At 72.0% G+C, this 19419-nt stretch carries 17 protein-coding genes; 16 read left to right on the top strand and 1 reads right to left on the bottom strand.

All coding sequences use genetic code 11. The annotated features are described in order from the left end of the window. Nucleotides 1–23 precede the first annotated feature (23 nt). From SRB5_RS24765 to SRB5_RS24720, 10 genes are read left to right on the top strand one after another with little or no spacing between them, the layout of a single operon-like run. Nucleotides 24–296 carry an acyl carrier protein gene (locus SRB5_RS24765; protein WP_153455616.1) on the top strand — a complete coding sequence of 91 codons (273 nt, stop codon included), beginning with the start codon at nucleotides 24–26 and terminating at the stop codon, nucleotides 294–296. Then, nucleotides 296–1033 carry a beta-ketoacyl-[acyl-carrier-protein] synthase family protein gene (locus tag SRB5_RS24760; RefSeq protein WP_153455615.1) on the top strand — a complete coding sequence of 246 codons (738 nt, stop codon included), beginning with the start codon at nucleotides 296–298 and terminating at the stop codon, nucleotides 1031–1033. Before SRB5_RS24765 ends, SRB5_RS24760 begins: the two co-directional genes overlap by 1 nt. Further along, nucleotides 1030–1647: an acyl-CoA/acyl-ACP dehydrogenase gene (locus tag SRB5_RS24755; RefSeq protein WP_153455614.1), complete on the top strand. Its 618-nt coding sequence runs from the start codon at nucleotides 1030–1032 to the stop codon at nucleotides 1645–1647. Before SRB5_RS24760 ends, SRB5_RS24755 begins: the two co-directional genes overlap by 4 nt. Next, the gene (locus tag SRB5_RS24750; protein WP_153455613.1) at nucleotides 1644–2804 is read left to right on the top strand and encodes an acyl-CoA dehydrogenase family protein; all 1161 of its coding nucleotides are present in this window, start codon (nucleotides 1644–1646) and stop codon (nucleotides 2802–2804) included. The genes SRB5_RS24755 and SRB5_RS24750 overlap by 4 nt, the downstream gene beginning before the upstream one ends. After that, on the top strand, nucleotides 2797–4146 hold the full coding sequence (locus SRB5_RS24745) for an MATE family efflux transporter (RefSeq protein WP_153455612.1): 1350 nt from the start codon (nucleotides 2797–2799) through the stop codon (nucleotides 4144–4146). Before SRB5_RS24750 ends, SRB5_RS24745 begins: the two co-directional genes overlap by 8 nt. Then, nucleotides 4147–4827, top strand: a complete 681-nt coding sequence (locus tag SRB5_RS24740) for a 4'-phosphopantetheinyl transferase family protein (RefSeq protein WP_153455611.1) — start codon at nucleotides 4147–4149, stop codon at nucleotides 4825–4827. Next, the gene (locus SRB5_RS24735; RefSeq protein WP_323378417.1) at nucleotides 4812–6173 is read left to right on the top strand and encodes a condensation domain-containing protein; all 1362 of its coding nucleotides are present in this window, start codon (nucleotides 4812–4814) and stop codon (nucleotides 6171–6173) included. The genes SRB5_RS24740 and SRB5_RS24735 overlap by 16 nt, the downstream gene beginning before the upstream one ends. Continuing rightward, complete coding sequence (locus SRB5_RS24730; protein WP_153455610.1) at nucleotides 6170–7762, top strand: hypothetical protein; 1593 nt, start codon at nucleotides 6170–6172, stop codon at nucleotides 7760–7762. Before SRB5_RS24735 ends, SRB5_RS24730 begins: the two co-directional genes overlap by 4 nt. A 40-nt stretch (nucleotides 7763–7802) precedes the next feature. Further along, a complete protein-coding gene (locus SRB5_RS24725; protein WP_153455609.1) occupies nucleotides 7803–9077 on the top strand; it encodes a PIG-L deacetylase family protein in 1275 nt (424 codons plus the stop codon). Then, entirely contained in the window at nucleotides 9074–9952 is an 879-nt protein-coding gene (locus tag SRB5_RS24720; RefSeq protein ID WP_153455608.1) for a formyltransferase family protein, read from the top strand. The genes SRB5_RS24725 and SRB5_RS24720 overlap by 4 nt, the downstream gene beginning before the upstream one ends. On the opposite strand, the gene SRB5_RS24715 is transcribed toward SRB5_RS24720, so the two are convergent. Further along, on the bottom strand, nucleotides 9949–10968 hold the full coding sequence (locus SRB5_RS24715; RefSeq protein ID WP_153455607.1) for a LacI family DNA-binding transcriptional regulator: 1020 nt from the start codon (nucleotides 10966–10968) through the stop codon (nucleotides 9949–9951). The two genes, SRB5_RS24720 and SRB5_RS24715, sit on opposite strands and share 4 nt — an antisense overlap. A gap of 306 nt (nucleotides 10969–11274) precedes the next feature. On the opposite strand from SRB5_RS24715, the gene SRB5_RS24710 reads away from it, so the two are divergent. The 6 genes from SRB5_RS24710 to SRB5_RS24685 all read left to right on the top strand — a co-directional run bounded on the left by SRB5_RS24710 (nucleotide 11275) and on the right by SRB5_RS24685 (nucleotide 19378). Beyond that, entirely contained in the window at nucleotides 11275–12573 is a 1299-nt protein-coding gene (locus SRB5_RS24710; RefSeq protein WP_153455606.1) for an extracellular solute-binding protein, read from the top strand. 161 nt (nucleotides 12574–12734) lie between these two features. Next, on the top strand, nucleotides 12735–13622 hold the full coding sequence (locus SRB5_RS24705) for a carbohydrate ABC transporter permease (RefSeq protein WP_153455648.1): 888 nt from the start codon (nucleotides 12735–12737) through the stop codon (nucleotides 13620–13622). Beyond that, nucleotides 13619–14524: a sugar ABC transporter permease gene (locus tag SRB5_RS24700; RefSeq protein WP_153455605.1), complete on the top strand. Its 906-nt coding sequence runs from the start codon at nucleotides 13619–13621 to the stop codon at nucleotides 14522–14524. The genes SRB5_RS24705 and SRB5_RS24700 overlap by 4 nt, the downstream gene beginning before the upstream one ends. Before the next feature lie 107 nt (nucleotides 14525–14631). Beyond that, complete coding sequence (locus SRB5_RS24695; protein ID WP_153455604.1) at nucleotides 14632–16323, top strand: glycoside hydrolase family 13 protein; 1692 nt, start codon at nucleotides 14632–14634, stop codon at nucleotides 16321–16323. Between the two features lie 167 nt (nucleotides 16324–16490). Next, a complete protein-coding gene (locus tag SRB5_RS24690; RefSeq protein ID WP_153455603.1) occupies nucleotides 16491–17819 on the top strand; it encodes an ABC transporter ATP-binding protein in 1329 nt (442 codons plus the stop codon). A gap of 92 nt (nucleotides 17820–17911) precedes the next feature. After that, complete coding sequence (locus tag SRB5_RS24685; protein WP_153455602.1) at nucleotides 17912–19378, top strand: SDR family NAD(P)-dependent oxidoreductase; 1467 nt, start codon at nucleotides 17912–17914, stop codon at nucleotides 19376–19378. The last annotated feature ends 41 nt before the right edge of the window (nucleotides 19379–19419 follow it).

The raw sequence follows: 19419 nt of genomic DNA, 5'->3' as shown, positions 1-19419 counted from the left end.
ACTCACCCCCAGGAGACGAAGACATGACCACATCCGTGGACGAACGACGGTCGGACCTGCAGGCGCTGGTCATCAAGGCGCTCGAGGGCGTCCTCGGCAAGGACCTCGGCCAGGCCACCGCGGACACCAAGCTCTTCGAGGAGCTGGGCCTGGACTCCACCAGCGTCCTCGAACTGCTCATGACGCTCGAGGACGACCACGGCATCGAGGTCGACCCCGAGCAGCTGGAGCCGGAGCACCTGCAGACCGTGGGCGCCGTGTGCGACTTCATCGCGGCGTCCCAAGCGGAGGCCTGATGCCGGTCCTGCTGGAACGTATCGCGCACGTCCCGGCGCCCGCGCCGGGACACGGCGGTACGACGCCCGCCGACCTGCTCGAGCACGCGCTCGACCTGGAAGTCCTGTACGGACCGCACAAGAACCTCGACTGGCTGGAGCTCGGCGAACGCGTCTCCTACGCGGACCTCGCCGAGGCCGTCGCCGGGCAGCTGGGAGACGACTCCGGCGTGGACATGCTGGTGACGGTCACCGCGCTCCCGGACTGCCAGGCCCGGCTGCTGCCGGGCGCCCTGCTGGCGATCCGGCTCGGCGGGATGCCGCTGGTCCTGGGCGTCAACGACCAGGGCGCGGCGGGGCCGTTCACCGCGCTGCGGCTGGCGGCGAACCATCTCGCCTCCGGCCGGTTCCGGCGGGCGGCCGTCGTACTGATGGAGCAGAGCACGCATCCGCCGGAGGCGTCGTACACCCCGCCGCCGCGGGCCGGCGCCGTCGTCCTCGTCCTCGGCACCGACGCGGGCCGGCCGATGGACGGCCTGTCCGTCCGCCGTATCCCCCCGGCCGAGCGGCGCCCCACGCCGCGCGCCGGTCATCTGCAGCCGTGGTACGAGCTCGCGCGGCGGCACGCCGGGCAGCCCGCGGCCGACCTCGCCGTCACCGACCGCGACGACGAACTCGGCTACGACTGCCGGGTCCGCTTCACCGCGCCCACGACGGACCGCCTCGTCCCCGCACTCACCCTGGAGGCCCGGCCATGACCACCGAACCCCTCGCCGCCGCACCGGTGGTGGACCTCGGACTCGGGCGCCGCGTCCGCGCCCTGGCCCGCGACGACGGCCCCGCCGCCGCCCTGACGGAACTGCGCTCGGCGCTCGGCCCCGGCTGGGGACCCGGCGGCCACACGCTGCTGCCCCGCAGCGCACCGGACCCCGCGGAGGCCGACCTCCTGCTCACCGTGACCATCGACTCCGGTGACCTGGGCGTCTGGCACGACTCGCGCCGGCGCGGCGGAGACGCCGGGCCGTGGGCGCTGGGCGCCGCCTGGATCCGCGTCGGCCTGGGCGAGCGGCTGCTGCGGCTCGCCACCGCCTATGTCTCCGGCCGCAAACGCGGCAACGAACCGCTGTCCTCCGTGTCGGCGGTCGGCGTCATGATCGGCTCCGCCGCCGGCGACCTCGCCGAGGCGAACCTGCTGCTCGAACACGACGGCGAGGCCGGCCTGCCGCGGGCGATCACCGCGGTGGCGGACGCGCAGCGCACCAGCCTCCGGATGCTCGGCGCCTCCGGCTTCCTCGACGAGGAACCCGGCCGGCTGGGCCGGGCCATCGACCTGCTCGGCGACATCTTCCACACCCCGGAGGTGGGCGCATGACGTCCTACGCACTCCCCGAACCGGAACGTCTGCGCGCGGCGGTGACGGACTACGCCCACTCCTTCCGCTCGACGGCGCTCGAGATGGACCGCCCCGAGTCCGACCCGAAGACGCTGAACCCGATCGTCAGCGACGCGTACAACCAGCTCTTCCTCTCGCTGCCGCCCGAGTACAACCAGGACCCGCTGATCGTCGACGGCCGCCCCAGCTACCTCTACAGCTGCGTGGAACGGGCCGTGGTCTACGAGGAGCTCGCCTGGGGCGACGCCGCCCTGCTGATCTCCGCGCCCGGCCCCTCCCTCTCCGGCGTCGTCACCGAACAGCTCGCCGACCCCGTCCAGCTCGAGCGCTACTACACCCGCCTCGCCAAGGGCCCCACCTGGACCTTCTTCGCGGTCACCGAACCGCAGGCCGGCTCCGACGCCACCAACATGAGCAACGCGCTGGTGGAGACCGACGGCGGCAAGGTCATGCGGGGCCGCAAGAAGTACGTCGGCAACGCCGCCCGCGCCGACCTCGGCGTCGCCTTCGCCCGCGTCCGGCCGGGCCCCCTCGGCATCTCCGCCGTCACCGTCGACCCGAGCCGCCCGGGCTACCACGCCACCCCGATCCCCACCATGGGCATGCGGGCCTTCGGACTCACCGAGATCCACTTCGACGACATGCCCGTCGAGGAGGACGACATCCTCGGCAAGCACCTCTCACCCACCCGGCGCGGCATGGCCGGCGCGATGCGCACCTTCTGCCTGGCCAGGCCCATCGTGGCCGCGATGGCCCTCGGCGCCGCCCGCGCCTGCCTGGACTACGCCGAGGAGCACCGCCGGGAGCTGCGCGGCGAGGAGCGGACGGCGCTGGAGAAGCTGCGGCAGCGGCACACCGGCATCCGGCACCTGACCCTGACGGCCGCCGCCCGCGCCGACAACGACCCGAGCGACGGCACCATGTCCTCCGCCGCCAAGTTCAAGGCGGCCGAACTGACCCTGGAATGCGCCGAGTTCGCCCTGCGGCAGTTCGGCCCCGGCGCCCGCTTCGAGCACCCCCTCCTCGACAAACTCCACCGCGAGGCCCGGGCCTTCGAGTTCATGGAGGGCGCCGGGAACATGCAGCGGCTCAACCTCGCGCAGGGATATCTGAAGAGGCGCATCCTCAATGACTGACACGGCGGACCGCAGCGCACCGGCCGCGGACACCGCCCGGCCGGCCGATCTCGGCCCCCGGGTGCGCAGGCTGGCCTTCCCGATCTTCCTCGGCGTGGTCACCGGATTCAGCGCGCAGTTCGCCATTTCCGCCCTGCTCGGGCACATGGGGGACGACGCGCTGTACGTCCGGGCGCTGTTCATCCCGATCGGCTTCGTCTTCCTCGCCGTGGAGGAGGGCATCGAGATCAGCAGCCAGGTCATCGCCGCCCGCCAGAAGGGCGCCGACGACAGCGTGCTGCCGCCGATCTTCCGGATCGGCGGCATCGCGCTCGGCTGCTTCGCCGTACTGGCCGCGATCGTCGGCGTGTTCGCACCGCAGATGGCCGACACCCTCGAGGTCGGCGCGGACTCCACCGACACCTTCGTCCTGTTCGCGCGGCTCCTCGCGGCGTCCTTCATGCTCGCCGTCCTCAACTCGGTGGTCGCGGGCACCCTGCGCGGCTGGGGCCTGGCACGCTCGGCCTCGTCCATCACCATCGCCGTCGCCGTCACCCAGGTGCTCGGCGTGTGGCTGCTCGGGTACTACACCGGGCTCGGCGTGTACGCCGTCCCGGTGTCCGTGGCGGCGGCCTCGGTGATCACGCTCGGCACGGGCCTGGTCCTGCTGGCGCGGGCCGGGATGCTGCGCAGGACGGGGCCCGCCGCGGAGCCGTTCGCGCGGACGGTGCACATCCTGTTCACCGTCGGCGTCCCGGTCGCCATCGCGTTCGGCCTGATCAGCGCCATGAACTACACCTCGCTGTGGGTGCTCTCGGACTTCGGCGCCGACGCCGTCGCCGGCTACGGCGGGGCGCAGGCCATCCAGGTGCTGTGCATGGCGCCGGGCATCGCCTTGGGCTCGGCCGTCGCCATCAACATGAACCAGAGCCTCGGCGCGGGGGAGCCGCATCTGCTGCGGCCGTTCGTCGGCGTGGGGGTCCGGTACATCCTCACCGTGAACGCGGTCACCGCCGTCGCGGTCTTCGCGCTGGCGGGACCGCTCGGCGACCTCATGAGCGACGATGCCGGAACGTCCTCGTACGCCACCGACTATCTGACGATCGTCGGCCCCAGCTGGATCGCCTTCGGGGTGATCAACATGGTCACCATGACGCTGCAGCAGGTCAGGAGCGGCCACATCACGATCGCCACGGACTTGACCTATCTGGCCGCGGTCAATGTCGGGGGCGGGCTGATCGCCCGCGCCATGGACGAGCCGAAGGCGTACTTCGTCGCGCTGGCCATCGGCAACGTGGTCATCGCGAGCCTGATCCTCGCCACGGCCTGGCACCGCTTCGGGCGGCTGGCGGAGATGAGTTAGATGGACACGCCGACGATCACCGTCTGGGACATCGATCTGGCGCCGGAGGCACCGGACGCGAGCGTCCACGGGCTGCTCACGGCCGGGGAGTTGGACCGGGCGGCCGGGCTGGCCGACCCGGTGCACCGGTCCGCGCTGATCCGCTCGCACGCCGCCGCGCGCGTGGTGCTCGCCGACTACGCCGGGGTGCCCGCCGGCCGGATCCGCTGGACGACGGGCCCGCACGGCAAACCGGCCCCGGCCGCCGGCGGCTGCGAATGGAACCTGTCCCGGTCCGGGACCCGCGCCCTGCTCGCCGTCACCCGGGGCCCGGCGGTCGGCGTCGACATCCAGCGCGAGCATCCGCACGGCGACCCGTGGGCGCTGGCCCGCCGGTTCTTCACCGCCGCCGAGGCCGACCGCGTCGGATCCGCGCCCGCCGGCCGGGAACGGGTGTCGCGGCTGTGCCAGCTGCTGTCCCGCAAGGAGGCCTGGGCCAAGGCCGCGGGCGGCCGATTACTGCAGTTCCTGCGCCGGGACGCCCGAGGGCCGGCGCCGAAACAGTGGAACGGAGACGACTATTTCCTCGCCGACCTGGAGATCGGTCCCGGCTTCGCCGCCGCGATCGCCACGACCGGACGTACACCCGGCCCCGTCGACTACCACACCCGCGACTGGAGGGACCTGTGCGCACTGAACTGACCGCCGTGTCCGGCCGCACCGCGCGCGTCGTCCCGGTCCCGATCACCGGCGCGACCGGTGAGGGCCCCGTGACCTGGGGACAGTGGGCGATCCGGACCGCGATGCTCGACATGGAGCCCGACGACTGGGGCACCAACATCCGGGTGCTGCACCCCATCGCGGGCGGGGTCACGCCGGAGACCGCCCTGGCGGCCGTACGGGGACTCCTGAACGTGTACGACTCGCTGCGCACCCGGATCGTCATCGGCGACGACGGGACCATGCGCCAGCACCTCGACGGCGAAGGCACGCACGACGTCCACGTCTTCGGGACCGAGGACCTCGACGCGGCCGATGCGCTGGCCGGGCGGATCGAGAAGCAGTGGCACGCCATCAGCTTCGACTACGCCCGTGAATGGCCGATCCGCGTCGCGCTGATCGAGGTGGACGGCCGGGTCGTCCACGCGGTCATGGTCCTGTCGCACATCGCCTCCGACGCGCTGGGCCTCTCGCTGGTCCACCGGACCTTCGCCGCCCTGCTGGACGGCGCCGACCCCGCCGTACTGCGCAAGGACAGCCCCGGGTTCCAGCCACTGGCCGAGGCCGCCTACCAGGCGTCCGAGAAGGGGCAAAAGCGCGACCGGGCGGCCCGGCGGTACTGGCGTGAGGCCCTGCGCGACTGCCCGGAGCAGTTGTTCGTACGCCGCGAGGGTGCCGTACCGGAGTTCCGGCAGGCGGTGCTCGCCTCACCCGCCCTGCCCGCCGCGCTGGAGACGCTCAGCGACCGCTGGCAGATCCCCTCCTCGGCGATCCTGCTCGCCGCCGCCTCCACCGTCGTGGCCCGGCAGGCGGGGAGCGACCGCTGCGTCCTGCAGGTCATGGTGAGCAACCGGTTCCTGCCCCATCTGCGGGAGACCGTCAGCCCCGTCACCCTCGAGGGACTGTTCGTACTGGACGTGGGCGACGACGGGTTCGAGGCCGCCGCCCGGCGTGCGGCGCGGGCGGCGATGAAGACGTACTACCACGCCTACTACGACAAGGCCGCCCTCAACGAAGACCTGCGGGAGGCCCTGGCCGAGCGGGGTGCGGACCTCACCTGCTGGTACAACGACCTGCGCGACATGACCGCGCGGACCCGGACGACCGACGCACGCGAACACGAGGCCGGGCGGGTGACGGAGTCGTTCGTCGAGTGGGAGACGCAGGGCACCCAGTCGCAGACCTCACTGGCCTGGCACATGTACAGCAGCGCGCATCTGATGCCCCTGACGCTGACCGTCGACACGAGTCTCATCGACGAGCCGGCCACGGAGGCCATGTTGTACGGATTCGAGTCCCTGATCACCGGCGCGGCGGAGACGGCATGACCCACGAACTGAGCACCGTCATCATGTACCACCCGTCGCGGCGGGCCGGCGTCGACCGCATCGCGGGGGAGTGCCTGCCCCTGCGCGCGCGCCTCGTCGAGGATCCCGAACCGGACGGCGTCCCGAGCCCGTTGCGCACCGCGAAGGTGGCGTGGGGGGCGGTCGCCGAGGGCGCCACCCACCACCTGGTGCTCCAGGACGACGTCCATCTGGTCGACGGCTTCGCCGACCACGTCCACGCCCTGATCGAGCGCCACCCCGACGCCGCCATCTCGCTCGGCGTGCTCTGGGTGTCGCCGTACAACTCCTACCGCGTCCGGCAGGCTGCCGTGCAGGGGCACCCGGTCGTACGGCTCGCGCCCTGGGAATGGGTGCCGTCGCTGGGGCTGGTCCTGCCCGCCGGCACCGCCCGGGAACTGGCCGCCTTCCTGCGGACGTTCCCCGACGTCACCCGCGACGACGACGAGCACATCGCCGTGTTCTGCGCCGAGCGCGACATCCCGGTGCTGGCTCCCGTGCCCCATCTGCTGGACCACAGCACCCGGCCCAGCGTCGCCGGCAACGACCACCACGGCATCCGGCTCGGCGTCGCGTGCGTCCAGGAACGCGTCGACCCGGGGTACTGGGACGGCCCGGTGCTGGAGCGCCCCGCGGAGCACGAGGGGCTGGGGTTCGCCGTCGAGCTCGTCGACTCCCGGTGCCGCATCCGGCTGCGGCGATCCGCCGTACGGGAGGCCGCCGAGCAGCCGTTCACCTGGCCCTGGCGGCCGTGGTCGCGGCTCGTCGGGATCCCCGAGGAGACGGTCCGCGCCGGACGGCCCGAGGCCCCCGGGGCGCTGGGGGAGTCCCTGGCCGCGGAGGTGTGGGCGGCCGGGTTCCTGCTCGGGGCGCTCACCCCGGACAACCAGGCGTACACCCCGCTGCGGGAGGTGGTCGGCGCCGAGGCGCTGCGCAGCTGGGTCACCGCCGGCCTGCGCCCCGCGGACGCCGCGGCGGCGGGCGCCGGGGAGGCGGCCGTGGCGTGGGCGCGGCGGGCGCTGGAGGCGGGGCGGGCGTTCGCGCCGGGGCGGGGGCGGGAGTCCGTGGAGCGGATGGCGGTACGGGAGGCGGCGGCGCTGCTGCGGCCGGCGCCGGAGGAGCTGCCGGACGTCCGGCTGGAGATCCGCCCCTGCGGGGACCACGCGGGAGACGTCACCGCGCACCTCCCCCGCCGCTGGCTCGCCGAACACCTCTCCGACACCTCGGGCGACTCCACCCTGATCGCCACCGCCTGCGAACGCCTCGACCCCCGCGCCCTCGCCGCCGTCGGCGACCTCATCACCGGCGGCTGGAAGGGCACCGTCGAAACCCGCGCGGCCACCGTCGCCCGCCTCCGTACCGACGGACTGCCCTGGCCCGAGGTCCTCACCGCACTCGACGCCGCCGAGCACCGCTTCGACACCGCCGACGGCCCCCTCGTCACCCTCCCCGCATCCGCCCGAACCCCCGACGGCACCCCCGTCTGGGCCGGACCCCACCCGGACCTCGCCGGCTGGCAGGACCTCTACCAGGCCCGCCTGCTGCGCGAGGTGCACGGCACCGGCCTGTGACGACCCGCCGCCGACCCCGCCGCACCCGAGAGGAGACCGAGTGCCCGGAGCCGATGCGCCCGCCGCCCGGCGACTGCGCATCCTGGCTGTCGGCGCCCACCCCGACGACATCGAGCTGGGCGCCGGCGCGCTCGTGGCCAAGGCCGTCGCGCTGGGACACACCGTGTCCTTCCTCGTCCTCACCGACGAGGACACCCACGGCCGGGCGCGGCGCGCCGAATGCGTGCGCGCCGCCCGCGAACTGGGCGTCACCGACGTGCGCTTCGCCGGACTGCGCGACGGACACCTGCGCGCCGACGGCGACTCCGTACGGGCCGTACGCGCGCTGCTCCACCACGCGCGCCTGCGCCCTGACATCGTTGTTACCCACACCCAGGCGGACAGCCACAACGACCACGTGGAGGCCCACCGCGTCGCCCACGCCGTCTGCCGGGACACCGCCTTCCTGCACTTCTCCATCCACATCTCCGCGGAACCCGACCGCTTCTCCCCGCGCGTCTTCGTCGCCCTCACCCCCGACCGGGCCCGCCGCAAGGACGCCGCGCTGGCCCACTACCCCTCGCAGGCCGAACGGATCGGCCGGCTGGACCTGGCCAAGTACGAGGCCGGACTCGGCCGCCTCGCCCGGCTGGAGCGGGCGGAGGGCTTCGAGACCGGCGTCCAGTACGGCACCACCGACACCCTGCTCAAAACACTCGGCCTCTCCGACTCCGCCTTCCACCGCCTCTGGCAGCCCGTGATCGCCGACCGCACCGTCACCCTGCTGTACGGGGCCGCCCACCGCGGCGACCCCCGCTCCGTCGTCCACCGCAACGCCGCCCAGGACCTCCTGCGCCAGTCGTTCATCGACTGCTGGCCGCCCCCGTACCCGCTGCGCGAGAGCTACGCCAACACCGACGAGGCCCTGACGCTGGCCGCCACCGGCAGCATTGTCACCACCGGCGGCGCCGCCACCAACCAGATCACCGCCCGCCTGCTGCACGCCGGCGCGCTGCACTGGGACGTGGCCGACGGCTCCCTGCGCGACCTGCGTACCGGACACCGCCGCGCCTCCCGGCACGCCGGCTACATCGCCCGGGTGGCCAGCCCCCTGTGCCGCGACGCGCTGGCGGTCGCGGCCGCCGGGGTCAGCCCCGTCGCGGCCCGTACCGGCGTCGAACTGCTCGCCGACCCCGGACGCCGGCCCGAGCTGGCGGAGGTCTTCGACGGCGAGCTCGAGGCCCAGGTGGCCTTCGCGGTCGACCCGGCGACGGGGGAGCTGGAGCTGCTCGACGTCACGACAGGAACCGCCCCGCTGAGAGGAACCCGCCCATGACACGCCTCGTCCTGGTCTCCGGCCACACCTTCGGCCGCCGCGCCTACGAGGGTCTCTTCGCCTCCGCCGCCTTCCTCGACGGACGGCTCGAGGTCCCGCTGATGATCGGGCTGCCCGAGGAGCGGACCGCCGGGACCGTCGGCTACTCCTCGATCGCCTCCCTCGCCCGCGAACAGGGCGCCGACTACGTCCCGGCCTCCGACGGCTCGTTGCTCTCCCTCGCCGGTACGATCCGGGCCCGCGAACCCCACTATCTGCTGGTCGTCGGCTGGTCCCGGCTGATCCACCCCGACGTGCTGAGCATCCCGGGCGAGCGGGGCGGCGGCTGTATCGGCATGCACCCCACGCGGCTCCCGCTCGGCCGGGGGCAGGCGCCCATCCCGTGGACGATCATCAAGGGGCTGGAGTCGACGGCCCTGTCGGTGTTCTTCCTCGAGGCCGGCGCCGACACCGGCCCGGTGATCGCGCAGTACGAGCTGCCGGTACGGGCCAGGGAAACCGCGGCGTCGCTGTTCTACCGCGTCGCCCAGACCCATCACACGGCGGGACACGAGCTGGCGGAGGGGCTCGCGGACCGTACGGTGACGGGGACCGTGCAGGACGAGACGGCGGCGTCACGCTGGCCCAGGCGCCGCCCGGCGGACGGCCGGCTCGAGCACACCATGGCGTACCGGGAGATCGACGCCCTGGTCAGGGCGCTCCTGGGCCCCTACCCCCGGGCGTTCGCGGTGATCGACGGCCTGGCGTACCCGGTGGTCGCCGCCCGGCTGATCCCGGCCCGCGACCACGACCCGAAGCTGGCGGAAGTCCTCCCGGACCGCGTCCGCTTCGGCTGCCCGGAGGGGATCGCGGAGCTCGTACGGGAGGTGCCTTAGGGGGCCCGCCGTACCGCGGTCGTCGAGCCCCGTACCACCAGCTCCGGCAGGAACACGAACTCCGAGTGCGGGGCCGGCGTGCCGCCGATCTCCTCCAGCAGCGCCCGTACCGCCGCCTGCCCCATCGCCGTCACGGGCTGGCGGATCGTGGTCAGCGGCGGGTCGGTGAACGCGATCAGCGGCGAGTCGTCGAACCCCACCACCGACACGTCCTCCGGCACCGACAGCCCGCGCTGGCGGGCGGCGCGCACGGCGCCCAGCGCCATCATGTCGCTCGCGCACACCACCGCCGTACAGCCCAGGTCGAGCAGCGCGGACGCCGCGGCCTGCCCGCCCTCCAGGGTGTACAGCGAATGCTGGATCAGGGCCCGGGCCTCCGCCTCGGCAGTCCCCAGCAGCTCCGCGGCGGCCGTCAGGAAGCCCTCCGCCTTGCGCTGCACCGGTACGAACCGCTTCGGGCCCAGCGCCAGCCCGATCCGCCGGTGGCCGAGCGCGACCAGATGCGTCAGGGCCAGCTTCATCGCCGTCCGGTCGTCGGGGGAGACGAACGGCGCCCGGACCTGCTCGGAGAAGCCGTTGATCAGGACGAACGGCACCCCCTGGCCGCGGAGCCGCTCGTAGCGGGACATGTCGGCGGAGGTGTCGGCGTGCAGACCGGAGACGAAGATGATCCCGTCCACACCGTGATCGACGAGCATCTCGGTGAGCTCGTCCTCCGTGGACCCGCCCGGCGACTGCGTGGCCAGCACCGGCGTATAGCCCTGCCGGGTCAGCGCCTCTCCGATGACCTGGGCGAACGCCGGGAAGATCGGGTTCTCCAGCTCGGGGATGATCAGCCCGATCAGCCCCGCGCTGCGCTGGCGCAGCCGTACGGGCCGCTCGTACCCGAGGACGTCGAGTGCTGCGAGCACCGAGCGCCGGGTGGCCGCGGCCACCCCCGGCTTTCCGTTGAGGACCCGGCTGACGGTGGCCGCGCTGACGCCCGCCTGGCCGGCGATATCGGCTAGTCCCGTCATGCGTTCGATCCTTCTTCCCCGTGAGCTGGCGCACGAACCGTAACAGCCTTGCAAGACTTTGCGGTAGTCCTTGCAACCCCGGCCCGCCCCCTGCTGGGAGCTTCAGACCCCTGTACAGCGGCGCTCTGGTGCTGCTACCAGGGGTCCGCGACGAGACGCGGCGAGGCAACGCGGAGGATACGCGGAGGTAACGATCGGCGAGTCTTGCAGAAAACAGCTGCAAGGACTTTCGCGCGCCTTGCGGGAGTGTTAATTTCCTCCGCGACCGGCGCCGCGAAGGAGCGGTTCCCCTCAGAAGGAGTTCACATGCGACGTGGCATACCCCGACGGGTAGCGACCGCCACCGCCCTTGTCGCAACCCTTGCGCTCGCGGCGACGGCGTGCGGTGACGACAGCGGCGACAGCGGTGACAAGAAGGGCTCCGGCCCCGTCACCATCACCTGGTGGGACACCTCGAACGCCACCAACGAGGCCCCGACGTACAAGGCCCTCATCTCGGAGTTCGAGGCCGCCAACAAGGACATCAAGGTCAAGTACGTCAACGTCCCCTTCGACCAGGCCCAGGACAAGTTCCAGACCGCGGCCGGCAGCAAGGGCGCCCCGGACGTGCTGCGCTCCGAGGTCGGCTGGACCGCCTCCTTCGCCAAGTCCCAGTTCCTGGCCCCGCTGGACGGCACCCCGGCGCTGGACCAGCAGGAGGACTTCACCCCGGCCCTGCTCAAGCAGGCCCAGTACCAGGGCAAGACGTACGGCGCGCCGATCGTCACCGACACCCTCGCCCTGATGTGGAACAAGGAGCTCCTGAAGAAGGCCGGCCACGACAAGGCCCCGGCCACCTGGGACGAGCTCAAGACCGTCGCCAAGGACGTCAAGGCCAAGGCCGGCGTCGACGGCTTCTGGCTGAACAACGCCACGTACTACGAGCTCCCCTTCCTCTTCGGCGAGGGCACCGACATGGTCGACGCCGCCGGGAAGAAGATCACGATCAACTCGCCGGAGGCCGTCAAGGCCGTCGACGCCTCCAAGGACCTCCTCGCCTCCGACGGTGTCGCCAAGCTCGATGTCACCGCCGACGCGTACGCCCACATGATGGACGGGTTCAACAACGGCAAGGTCGCGATGATCGTCCAGGGCCCCTGGGAGCTGACGAACATCTACAAGGGCAAGTCCTTCGCCGACAAGACGAACCTGGGCATCTCCAACGTCCCGGCCGGCTCCTCCGGCAAGGCCGGCGCCCCGACCGGCGGCCACAACCTGTCGATCTACGCGGGCTCCCCGAAGGACAAGCAGGAGGCCGCGCAGAAGTTCGTCGGCTTCATGACCTCCGGCAAGACCCAGGCGCAGATCGCGCTGAAGAACGGCACCCTGCCGACCCGTACCTCCGCCTACACCGACGAGGTCAAGGCCGCGCCCGGGGTCGCCGACTTCCAGCAGGTCCTGTCGTCCTCCTCGCAGCCGCGGCCCGACCTGCCGGAGTACAGCACGCTGCTGGGTGACGCGTTCGCGCAGAACCTGACGAAGATCCTCCAGGGCAAGACCAGCACCCAGGACGGTCTCGACACCATCGCCGGAGAATTCAAGAAGCTCGTCCCCGACTTCTCCTGAAGCCGGATCCCGCCGGATCCGCCGGCGCGGCCGGGAGGGGCTGTGCTCACCAGCCCCCCGGCCGCGCCCGGTCCCGTTGTCCCCCCGCCGACCCGCCCTGAGGTGTCACGGTGATAAGCCGCATCAAGCTGTCGTACAACCGCTACTGGTACGCCTACGCCATGGTGGCGCCCGTCGTCGCCGTGCTGGCCCTGCTCGTGGCCTATCCGCTCGGCCGCGGCATCTATCTCTCCCTCACCGACGCCAACAGCGACAACGTCGGCCGCACCATCGGCGTCAACAAGATCCCCGACTCCTTCGAGTTCGTGGGCCTGGACCACTACACCGACATCCTCACCGGCGACGGCTCCGGGCGGTTCTGGGACCAGTTCGGCTGGACCCTCTTCTGGACGGTGTCCTGTGTCGCCCTGCACTTCCTCATCGGCCTCGCCCTGGCCCTGCTGCTCAACCGGGACCTGCGGGCGCGCACCCTCTACCGGCTGATGCTCGTCCTGCCCTGGGCGGTGCCCACCTTCGTCACCGTCTTCTCCTGGCGGCTGATCCTCGCCGACGGCGGCATCCTGAACAGCTTCTTCGGCTCCCTCGGCCTGCCCGAACCCGCCTGGCTCAGCGAGCCCGGCTGGCAGCGCACCGCCGCGATCATGGTCAACACCTGGTGCGGCGTGCCGTTCATGATGGTCTCCCTCCTGGGCGGACTGCAGTCCATCCCCAGGGAGCTCTACGAGGCCGCCGAGACCGACGGCGCCTCCGCCTGGCAGCGCTTCCGCCACGTCACGCTGCCGGGACTGCGCCCGGTGAGCAGCACGGTGATCATGCTGGGCTTCATCTGGACGTTCAACCAGTTCATCATCATCTTCCTGCTGTTCGGCGCCAGCGCACCCGAGGCGCAGATCCTGGTGACCTTCGCGTACGAGCTCGGCTTCGGCCGGATGCCGCGCGACTACGCGGGCTCGGCGGCGTACGGCGTGATCATCCTCTCGATGCTGGTCGTGATCGTGTCCGTCTACCGCAGCTGGCTGAACCGCAACGAGAAGGCGGCCCTCTCATGACCCAGAACACGCTGACCGCCTCCGCCCCCGCCGAGGACGCCGCCCCGCCCGCCGTGAAGCGGGCCCCGCGGCGCGGCGAGCGCCGGACCGGGACCTCGCTCGTCCTGCACCTCACGCTGATCGTCGCGAGCGTCATCGCGGTCTTCCCCGTGGCGTGGATCGCCTGGGTCTCCTTCGGTCCCGACAAGACGGACTTCCTGCACCCCGGCGACATCGCCGACAAGTTCAGCCTGTCGAACTACTCCACGGTTCTCGGCGACACCGAGTTCACGCAGTGGTTCCTCAACTCCATGATCGTGGGCCTGGGTACCTGCGCCCTCGGCGTCTTCGTGTCGGCCTCCGCCGGCTACGCCGTCTCCCGGATGCGTTTTCCCGGACACCGGCCGCTGATGTGGACCTTCCTGGTCACCCAGATGTTCCCCATCGCCATCCTCATCGTGCCGCTGTACAACCTGGCCGCGAACCTGGGGCTGCTGGACACGTACTGGATCCTCATTCTCGCCAACTGCACCACGGCGTTCCCGTACTGCGCCTTCCTGCTCAAGGGCTACTTCGACACCATCCCGGTGGAGATCGACGAAGCCGGCCGGGTCGACGGCCTCACCCCCTTCGGCACCTTCTACCGGCTCGTCCTGCCCCTCGCCCGGCCCGGGCTCGCGGTCGCCGCGTTCTACACCTTCCTCACGGCCTGGGGCGAATTCGCCTTCGCGTCCGTACTGATGCTGAGTGAGGACAAATACACCCTTCCGATCGGACTGGCGACCTTTGTCAGCGAGCACGATCAGCAGTGGAATCTGATGGCCGCGACCGGTGTGCTCATCGGCATCCCCGCAGCCGTCTTCTTCTACCTCATCCAGCGCCATCTGGTGGCCGGCCTCACCGCCGGCGCCTCGAAGTCGTAACCACACAGCCGTACGAGAATCCTGATCGCAACCGCCTTCGGTCGAGCCGGCCCCGCCACGAGCACCGGGCCGGCGCGACCGGGCCCTGCCCGGAAACGGGGACCTCCATGACCCAGCAGCCCGCCACAGCCACCCCCACCTCCGGGGCGCAGGCCGCCTCCGACTGGTGGCGCGACGCCGTGATCTACCAGGTCTACCCGCGCAGCTTCGCCGACGCCGACGGCGACGGCATGGGCGATCTGGAGGGCATCCGCAGCAGACTCCCGTACCTCGCCGGACTCGGCGTCGACGCGGTGTGGCTCAGCCCCTTCTACGCCTCCCCGCAGGCCGATGGCGGCTACGACGTCGCCGACTACCGGGCCATCGACCCCATGTTCGGCACCCTGCTGGACGCCGACGCCCTGATCCGCGACGCCCACGAACTGGGCCTGCGGATCATCGTCGACCTGGTCCCCAACCACTCGTCCGACCAGCACGAATGGTTCCAGCGCGCGCTGCGCGACGGCCCCGGCTCGGCGGCCCGCGCCCGCTACCACTTCCGGCCCGGCAAGGGCCCGGACGGCGCCGAGCCGCCCAACGACTGGGAGTCCATCTTCGGCGGCCCCGCCTGGACCCGCGTCGCGGACGGCGAGTGGTACCTGCACCTCTTCGCGCCCGAGCAGCCCGACTTCAACTGGGACCACCCCGCCGTCGCCGACGAGTTCCGCTCCATCCTGCGCTTCTGGCTCGACATGGGCGTCGACGGCTTCCGCGTCGACGTCGCCCACGGCCTGGTCAAGGCGCCCGGCCTGCCCGACCTCGGCGGCCACGACCAGCTGAAGCTCCTCGGCAACGACGCCATGCCGTTCTTCGACCAGGACGGCGTGCACGCCATCTACCGGTCCTGGCGGACCATCCTCGAGGAGTACGACGGGCAGCGCATCGCCGTCGCGGAGGCGTGGACGCCGACCGTGGAGCGCACGGCCAACTATGTGCGCCCCGACGAGCTCCATCAGGCCTTCAACTTCCAGTACCTCGGCACCCACTGGAACGCCGCCGAGCTGCACAAGGTCATCGACACGTCGCTGGACGCCATGCGGCCCGTCGGCGCGCCCGCCACCTGGGTGCTGTCCAACCACGACGTCACCCGGCACGCCACCCGCTTCGCCCACGACAGTGCCCGCGGCACCCAGATCCGCGACGCCGGCGACCGCGAACTCGGCCTGCGCCGCGCCCGCGCCGCGACGCTGCTGATGCTGGCGCTGCCCGGCTCCGCGTACCTCTACCAGGGCGAGGAGCTCGGCCTGCCCGACGTCACGGACCTGCCCGACGAGGTACGCCAGGACCCCGCGTACTTCCGCGGCGCCGGCCAGGACGGCTTCCGCGACGGCTGCCGGGTGCCGATCCCCTGGACGACCGGCGGCAGCTCGTACGGCTTCGGCCCCGGCGGCAGCTGGCTCCCGCAGCCCGCGACCTGGGGCGGGCTGAGCGTCGAGGCCCAGACCGGCGACCCGGCCTCCACCCTGGAGCTCTACCGCGCCGCCCTGGCCGCCCGCCGGGCCGAACCGGCGCTGGGCGCGGGGGAGTCGGTCCGGTGGCTCGACACCCCCGACGGCGTGCTGGCGTTCACCCGCACCGGCCCCGACGGCACGGTCTTCACCTGCGCCGCCAACACCACGTCCGCCCCGGTGACGCTGCCGTCCCCGCAGGGCCGGACCCTGCTGCACTCCGCGCCGAAGGCCCCGGAGAGCGGTGGGGGAACGGTGGTGCTGGCGCCCGACAGCACGGTGTGGTGGACCTCGGCCCCCGCGGCCGGATGAGGCGAACGGTGGCGGGGCCCGGGGGGCTCCGCCACCGTCGCGTCGCCCGCAGTTCCCGGGATGTTGCGCAAAGTCTTCCGCAACACGGTTGGGTTGGATAGGTTCCAGCCCTTGCATCCCCCAGTGCAACGTTAACCGTGTCCTGTCGCAGAATTCTGGGGACCTTCATGACACGCGCCATCACGCTGAACCACGTCTCCAAGACGTACCCGCACAACATCCACGCCGTCCAGGACTTCTCCCTGGACGTCACGCCCGGTGAATTCGTCGTGCTGCTCGGACCCTCGGGCTGCGGCAAATCCACCGTGCTGCGGATGATCGCCGGACTCGAGGAGATCACCAGCGGCGAATTACTGCTCGACGGCGAGTGGGCCAACGACCGTACGCCCGCCGAACGCGGCATGGCGATGATCTTCCAGAGCTTCGCGCTCTACCCGCACATGACCAACCGCGACAACATCGCCTTCCCGCTGAAACTCTCCGGTCGGCGCGACGAGATGGACGCCCGTGTCGAAGCCACCGCCCGGATGCTCGGCCTGCAGGACCAGCTCGACCGCTACCCCGGCCAGATATCCGGCGGCGAACGCCAGCGGGTCGCGATGGGCCGCGCCATGTCCCGGCGGCCCACCGCGTTCCTGATGGACGAGCCGCTGTCGAACCTCGACGCGAAGCTGCGTAACCGGCTGCGCACCGAGATCTCCCAGATCACCCGCGAACTCGGCGTCACCACCGTCTACGTCACCCACGACCAGGCCGAGGCGATGTCCCTGGGCGACCGCGTCGCCGTCATCCGCGACGGCGTGCTCCAGCAGGTCGACGATCCGCGCACGACGTACGCCAGGCCCGCCAACGTCTTCGTCGCCGCGTTCATCGGCACCCCGCGGATCAACCTCCTCGAGGCCGTGGTGCACGCCCCGCTCACCGGGCGCATGTCCATCGAGCTCGGCCGCCAGCGCCTCCAGCTGCCCGACCCGCTCAGCCCCGACCACCAGCTGCTGCGCATCCAGCAGGGCCGCCCCGTCATCGTCGGCCTGCGCTCCGAGGCCATCCGCATCGACCACCCCGGCAACGCCCGCCCCGGCGAGGTCCCCGCCTCCGGCGTCGTGGAGCACCTCGAGTACCAGGGCCACGAGGGCCTGGTCCACCTCGACACCGGCTCCCGCCCCGCCGTCATCCCCGACCTGGAGTCCGCCCGCAAGGCCGCCGCCGACGCCGACCGCAACGGCCGCGGCACCCGCCCCCTGACCCGCCTCAGACACCTCGCCTCGGCCCGCCGCACCGCCGCCGTAACGGACCCGGGCCCGCCCCCGCCGTACCCCCCGGACACCCCGAACCTCGGCAAGGGCGACCTGATCGTCCGCACCCGCCCCGACCTCCACGTCCGCACCGGCGCCCACGTCCCGCTCTTGATCGACCTGGACCAGCTGTACGTCTTTGACCACCGCGGCCGCCGGATCTGCCCGATGCCGGAGGGCCTGCCGGGGCTGGAGTACTAGCGGCACCGATCACGGGTTTGGAGACGCGGCCCTGTTGTCCGTAAAGTCGTCACGGCGTATGCGATGCGCGCGGAGCAGAAGGCGACAGGGCAATGACAGCGAGTGAGCAGCAGGGCGACGACTACGGGCATCCGGGCATCGACCCGGAGCGCCTGAAGCTCTTCATGAGCGTGATCGACGAGCTCGACGGTCTCCCCCTCGACCACCCCGACGCGATCGCCGTCCGCCGGGCGACCTCGCACATCTACCGCACGGTCAAGCAGCGCCGCCGCTCCGAGCGGCGTGCGGCCAAGACGGCGCACGACAAGGAGGTCACCGAGGCGACCGCCACGGGCGCCGCCGACCGGATCGACGACGAGACGCTCGGCAAGACGCTCTCCGCGAGCGCCACGACGGAGGTCGTCGGCGTGCTGCGGCGGCCCCGGTCCTGCTACATATGCAAGACCCGGTACGTCGAGGTCGATGCCTTCTACCACCAGCTCTGCCGGGACTGTGCCCGGGAGAACCGCGCCCGCCGCGACGCGCGCACGGACCTCACCGGCCGGCGCGCGCTGCTCACCGGCGGGCGGGCGAAGATCGGCATGTACATCGCGCTGCGGCTGCTGCGTGACGGTGCTCACACCACGATCACCACCCGCTTCCCGGCGGACGCGGTGCGCCGCTTCAAGGCCATGCCCGACAGCGGGGAGTGGCTGCACCGGCTGAAAATCGTCGGTATCGACCTGCGCGACCCCGCCCAGGTCGTCGCGCTGGCCGACGAGGTCGCCGCCGAGGGCCCGCTGGACGTGCTGATCAACAACGCCGCCCAGACCGTCCGCCGCAGCCCGCAGGCGTATGCCTCGCTGGTCGCCGCCGAGGACAGCCCGCTGCCGGCCGGTGAGCTGCCCGCGATGACCGTGCTCGGTCAGTTCGGCAGCGGCGCCCCCAAGGCCCTCCCGGCCGGCGGCGGCGTCGCGGGCGGCCTCGACGCGGACGCCGTTACCGCGCTCGCGCTGACGAAGGGCTCCGCAACCCTGGAGCGCATCGAGGCCGGGACGGCGATCGACGCGGGCGGGCTGATCCCCGACCTGCACGACACCAACACCTGGATCCAGAAGGTCGACCAGGTCGACCCGCTGGAGCTGCTCGAAGTCCAGCTGTGCAACATCACGGCGCCGTTCCTGCTGGTCAGCAAGCTCCGCCCGGCAATGGCCGCGTCCACGGCGCGACGCAAGTACGTGGTCAACGTGTCCGCGATGGAGGGCCAGTTCAGCCGCGGCTACAAGGGTCCCGGCCATCCCCACACCAATATGGCGAAGGCCGCGCTGAACATGCTCACGCGTACCAGCGCCCAGGAGATGCTGGAGACTGACGGCATCCTGATGACGGCCGTCGACACCGGCTGGATCACCGACGAGCGCCCGCACCCCGACAAGATGCGCCTGGCCGACGCCGGCTTCCACGCCCCCCTCGACCTGGTCGACGGGGCGGCGCGGGTGTACGACCCGATCGTGCGGGGCGAGCTCGGCGAGGATCTGTACGGCTGCTTCCTGAAGGACTACGCCCCCGGCAAGTGGTAGGGCCCGCGCGCGGCACCCCGGGATTGTCGGACCCCGCCACT

It is taken from the genome of Streptomyces smaragdinus, assembly GCF_009604385.1.
In the GTDB taxonomy this organism is placed as follows: domain Bacteria; phylum Actinomycetota; class Actinomycetes; order Streptomycetales; family Streptomycetaceae; genus Streptomyces; species Streptomyces smaragdinus.
This window is presented reverse-complemented; position numbering and strand designations above follow the sequence as displayed.

Bases quoted from the DNA above. Each gene is read 5' to 3' on its own strand.
- SRB5_RS24740 (WP_153455611.1), top strand. From the start codon at position 4,147: ATGGACACGCCGACGATCACCGTCTGGGACATCGATCTGGCGCCGGAG.
- SRB5_RS24695 (WP_153455604.1), top strand. From the start codon at position 14,632: ATGACCCAGCAGCCCGCCACAGCCACCCCCACCTCCGGGGCGCAGGCC.
- SRB5_RS24760 (WP_153455615.1), top strand. From the start codon at position 296: ATGCCGGTCCTGCTGGAACGTATCGCGCACGTCCCGGCGCCCGCGCCG.
- SRB5_RS24690 (WP_153455603.1), top strand. From the start codon at position 16,491: ATGACACGCGCCATCACGCTGAACCACGTCTCCAAGACGTACCCGCAC.
- SRB5_RS24745 (WP_153455612.1), top strand. From the start codon at position 2,797: ATGACTGACACGGCGGACCGCAGCGCACCGGCCGCGGACACCGCCCGG.
- SRB5_RS24750 (WP_153455613.1), top strand. From the start codon at position 1,644: ATGACGTCCTACGCACTCCCCGAACCGGAACGTCTGCGCGCGGCGGTG.
- SRB5_RS24730 (WP_153455610.1), top strand. From the start codon at position 6,170: ATGACCCACGAACTGAGCACCGTCATCATGTACCACCCGTCGCGGCGG.
- SRB5_RS24720 (WP_153455608.1), top strand. From the start codon at position 9,074: ATGACACGCCTCGTCCTGGTCTCCGGCCACACCTTCGGCCGCCGCGCC.
- SRB5_RS24705 (WP_153455648.1), top strand. From the start codon at position 12,735: ATGGTGGCGCCCGTCGTCGCCGTGCTGGCCCTGCTCGTGGCCTATCCG.
- SRB5_RS24765 (WP_153455616.1), top strand. From the start codon at position 24: ATGACCACATCCGTGGACGAACGACGGTCGGACCTGCAGGCGCTGGTC.
- SRB5_RS24700 (WP_153455605.1), top strand. From the start codon at position 13,619: ATGACCCAGAACACGCTGACCGCCTCCGCCCCCGCCGAGGACGCCGCC.
- SRB5_RS24715 (WP_153455607.1), bottom strand. From the start codon at position 10,968: ATGACGGGACTAGCCGATATCGCCGGCCAGGCGGGCGTCAGCGCGGCC.
- SRB5_RS24755 (WP_153455614.1), top strand. From the start codon at position 1,030: ATGACCACCGAACCCCTCGCCGCCGCACCGGTGGTGGACCTCGGACTC.
- SRB5_RS24685 (WP_153455602.1), top strand. From the start codon at position 17,912: ATGACAGCGAGTGAGCAGCAGGGCGACGACTACGGGCATCCGGGCATC.
- SRB5_RS24710 (WP_153455606.1), top strand. From the start codon at position 11,275: ATGCGACGTGGCATACCCCGACGGGTAGCGACCGCCACCGCCCTTGTC.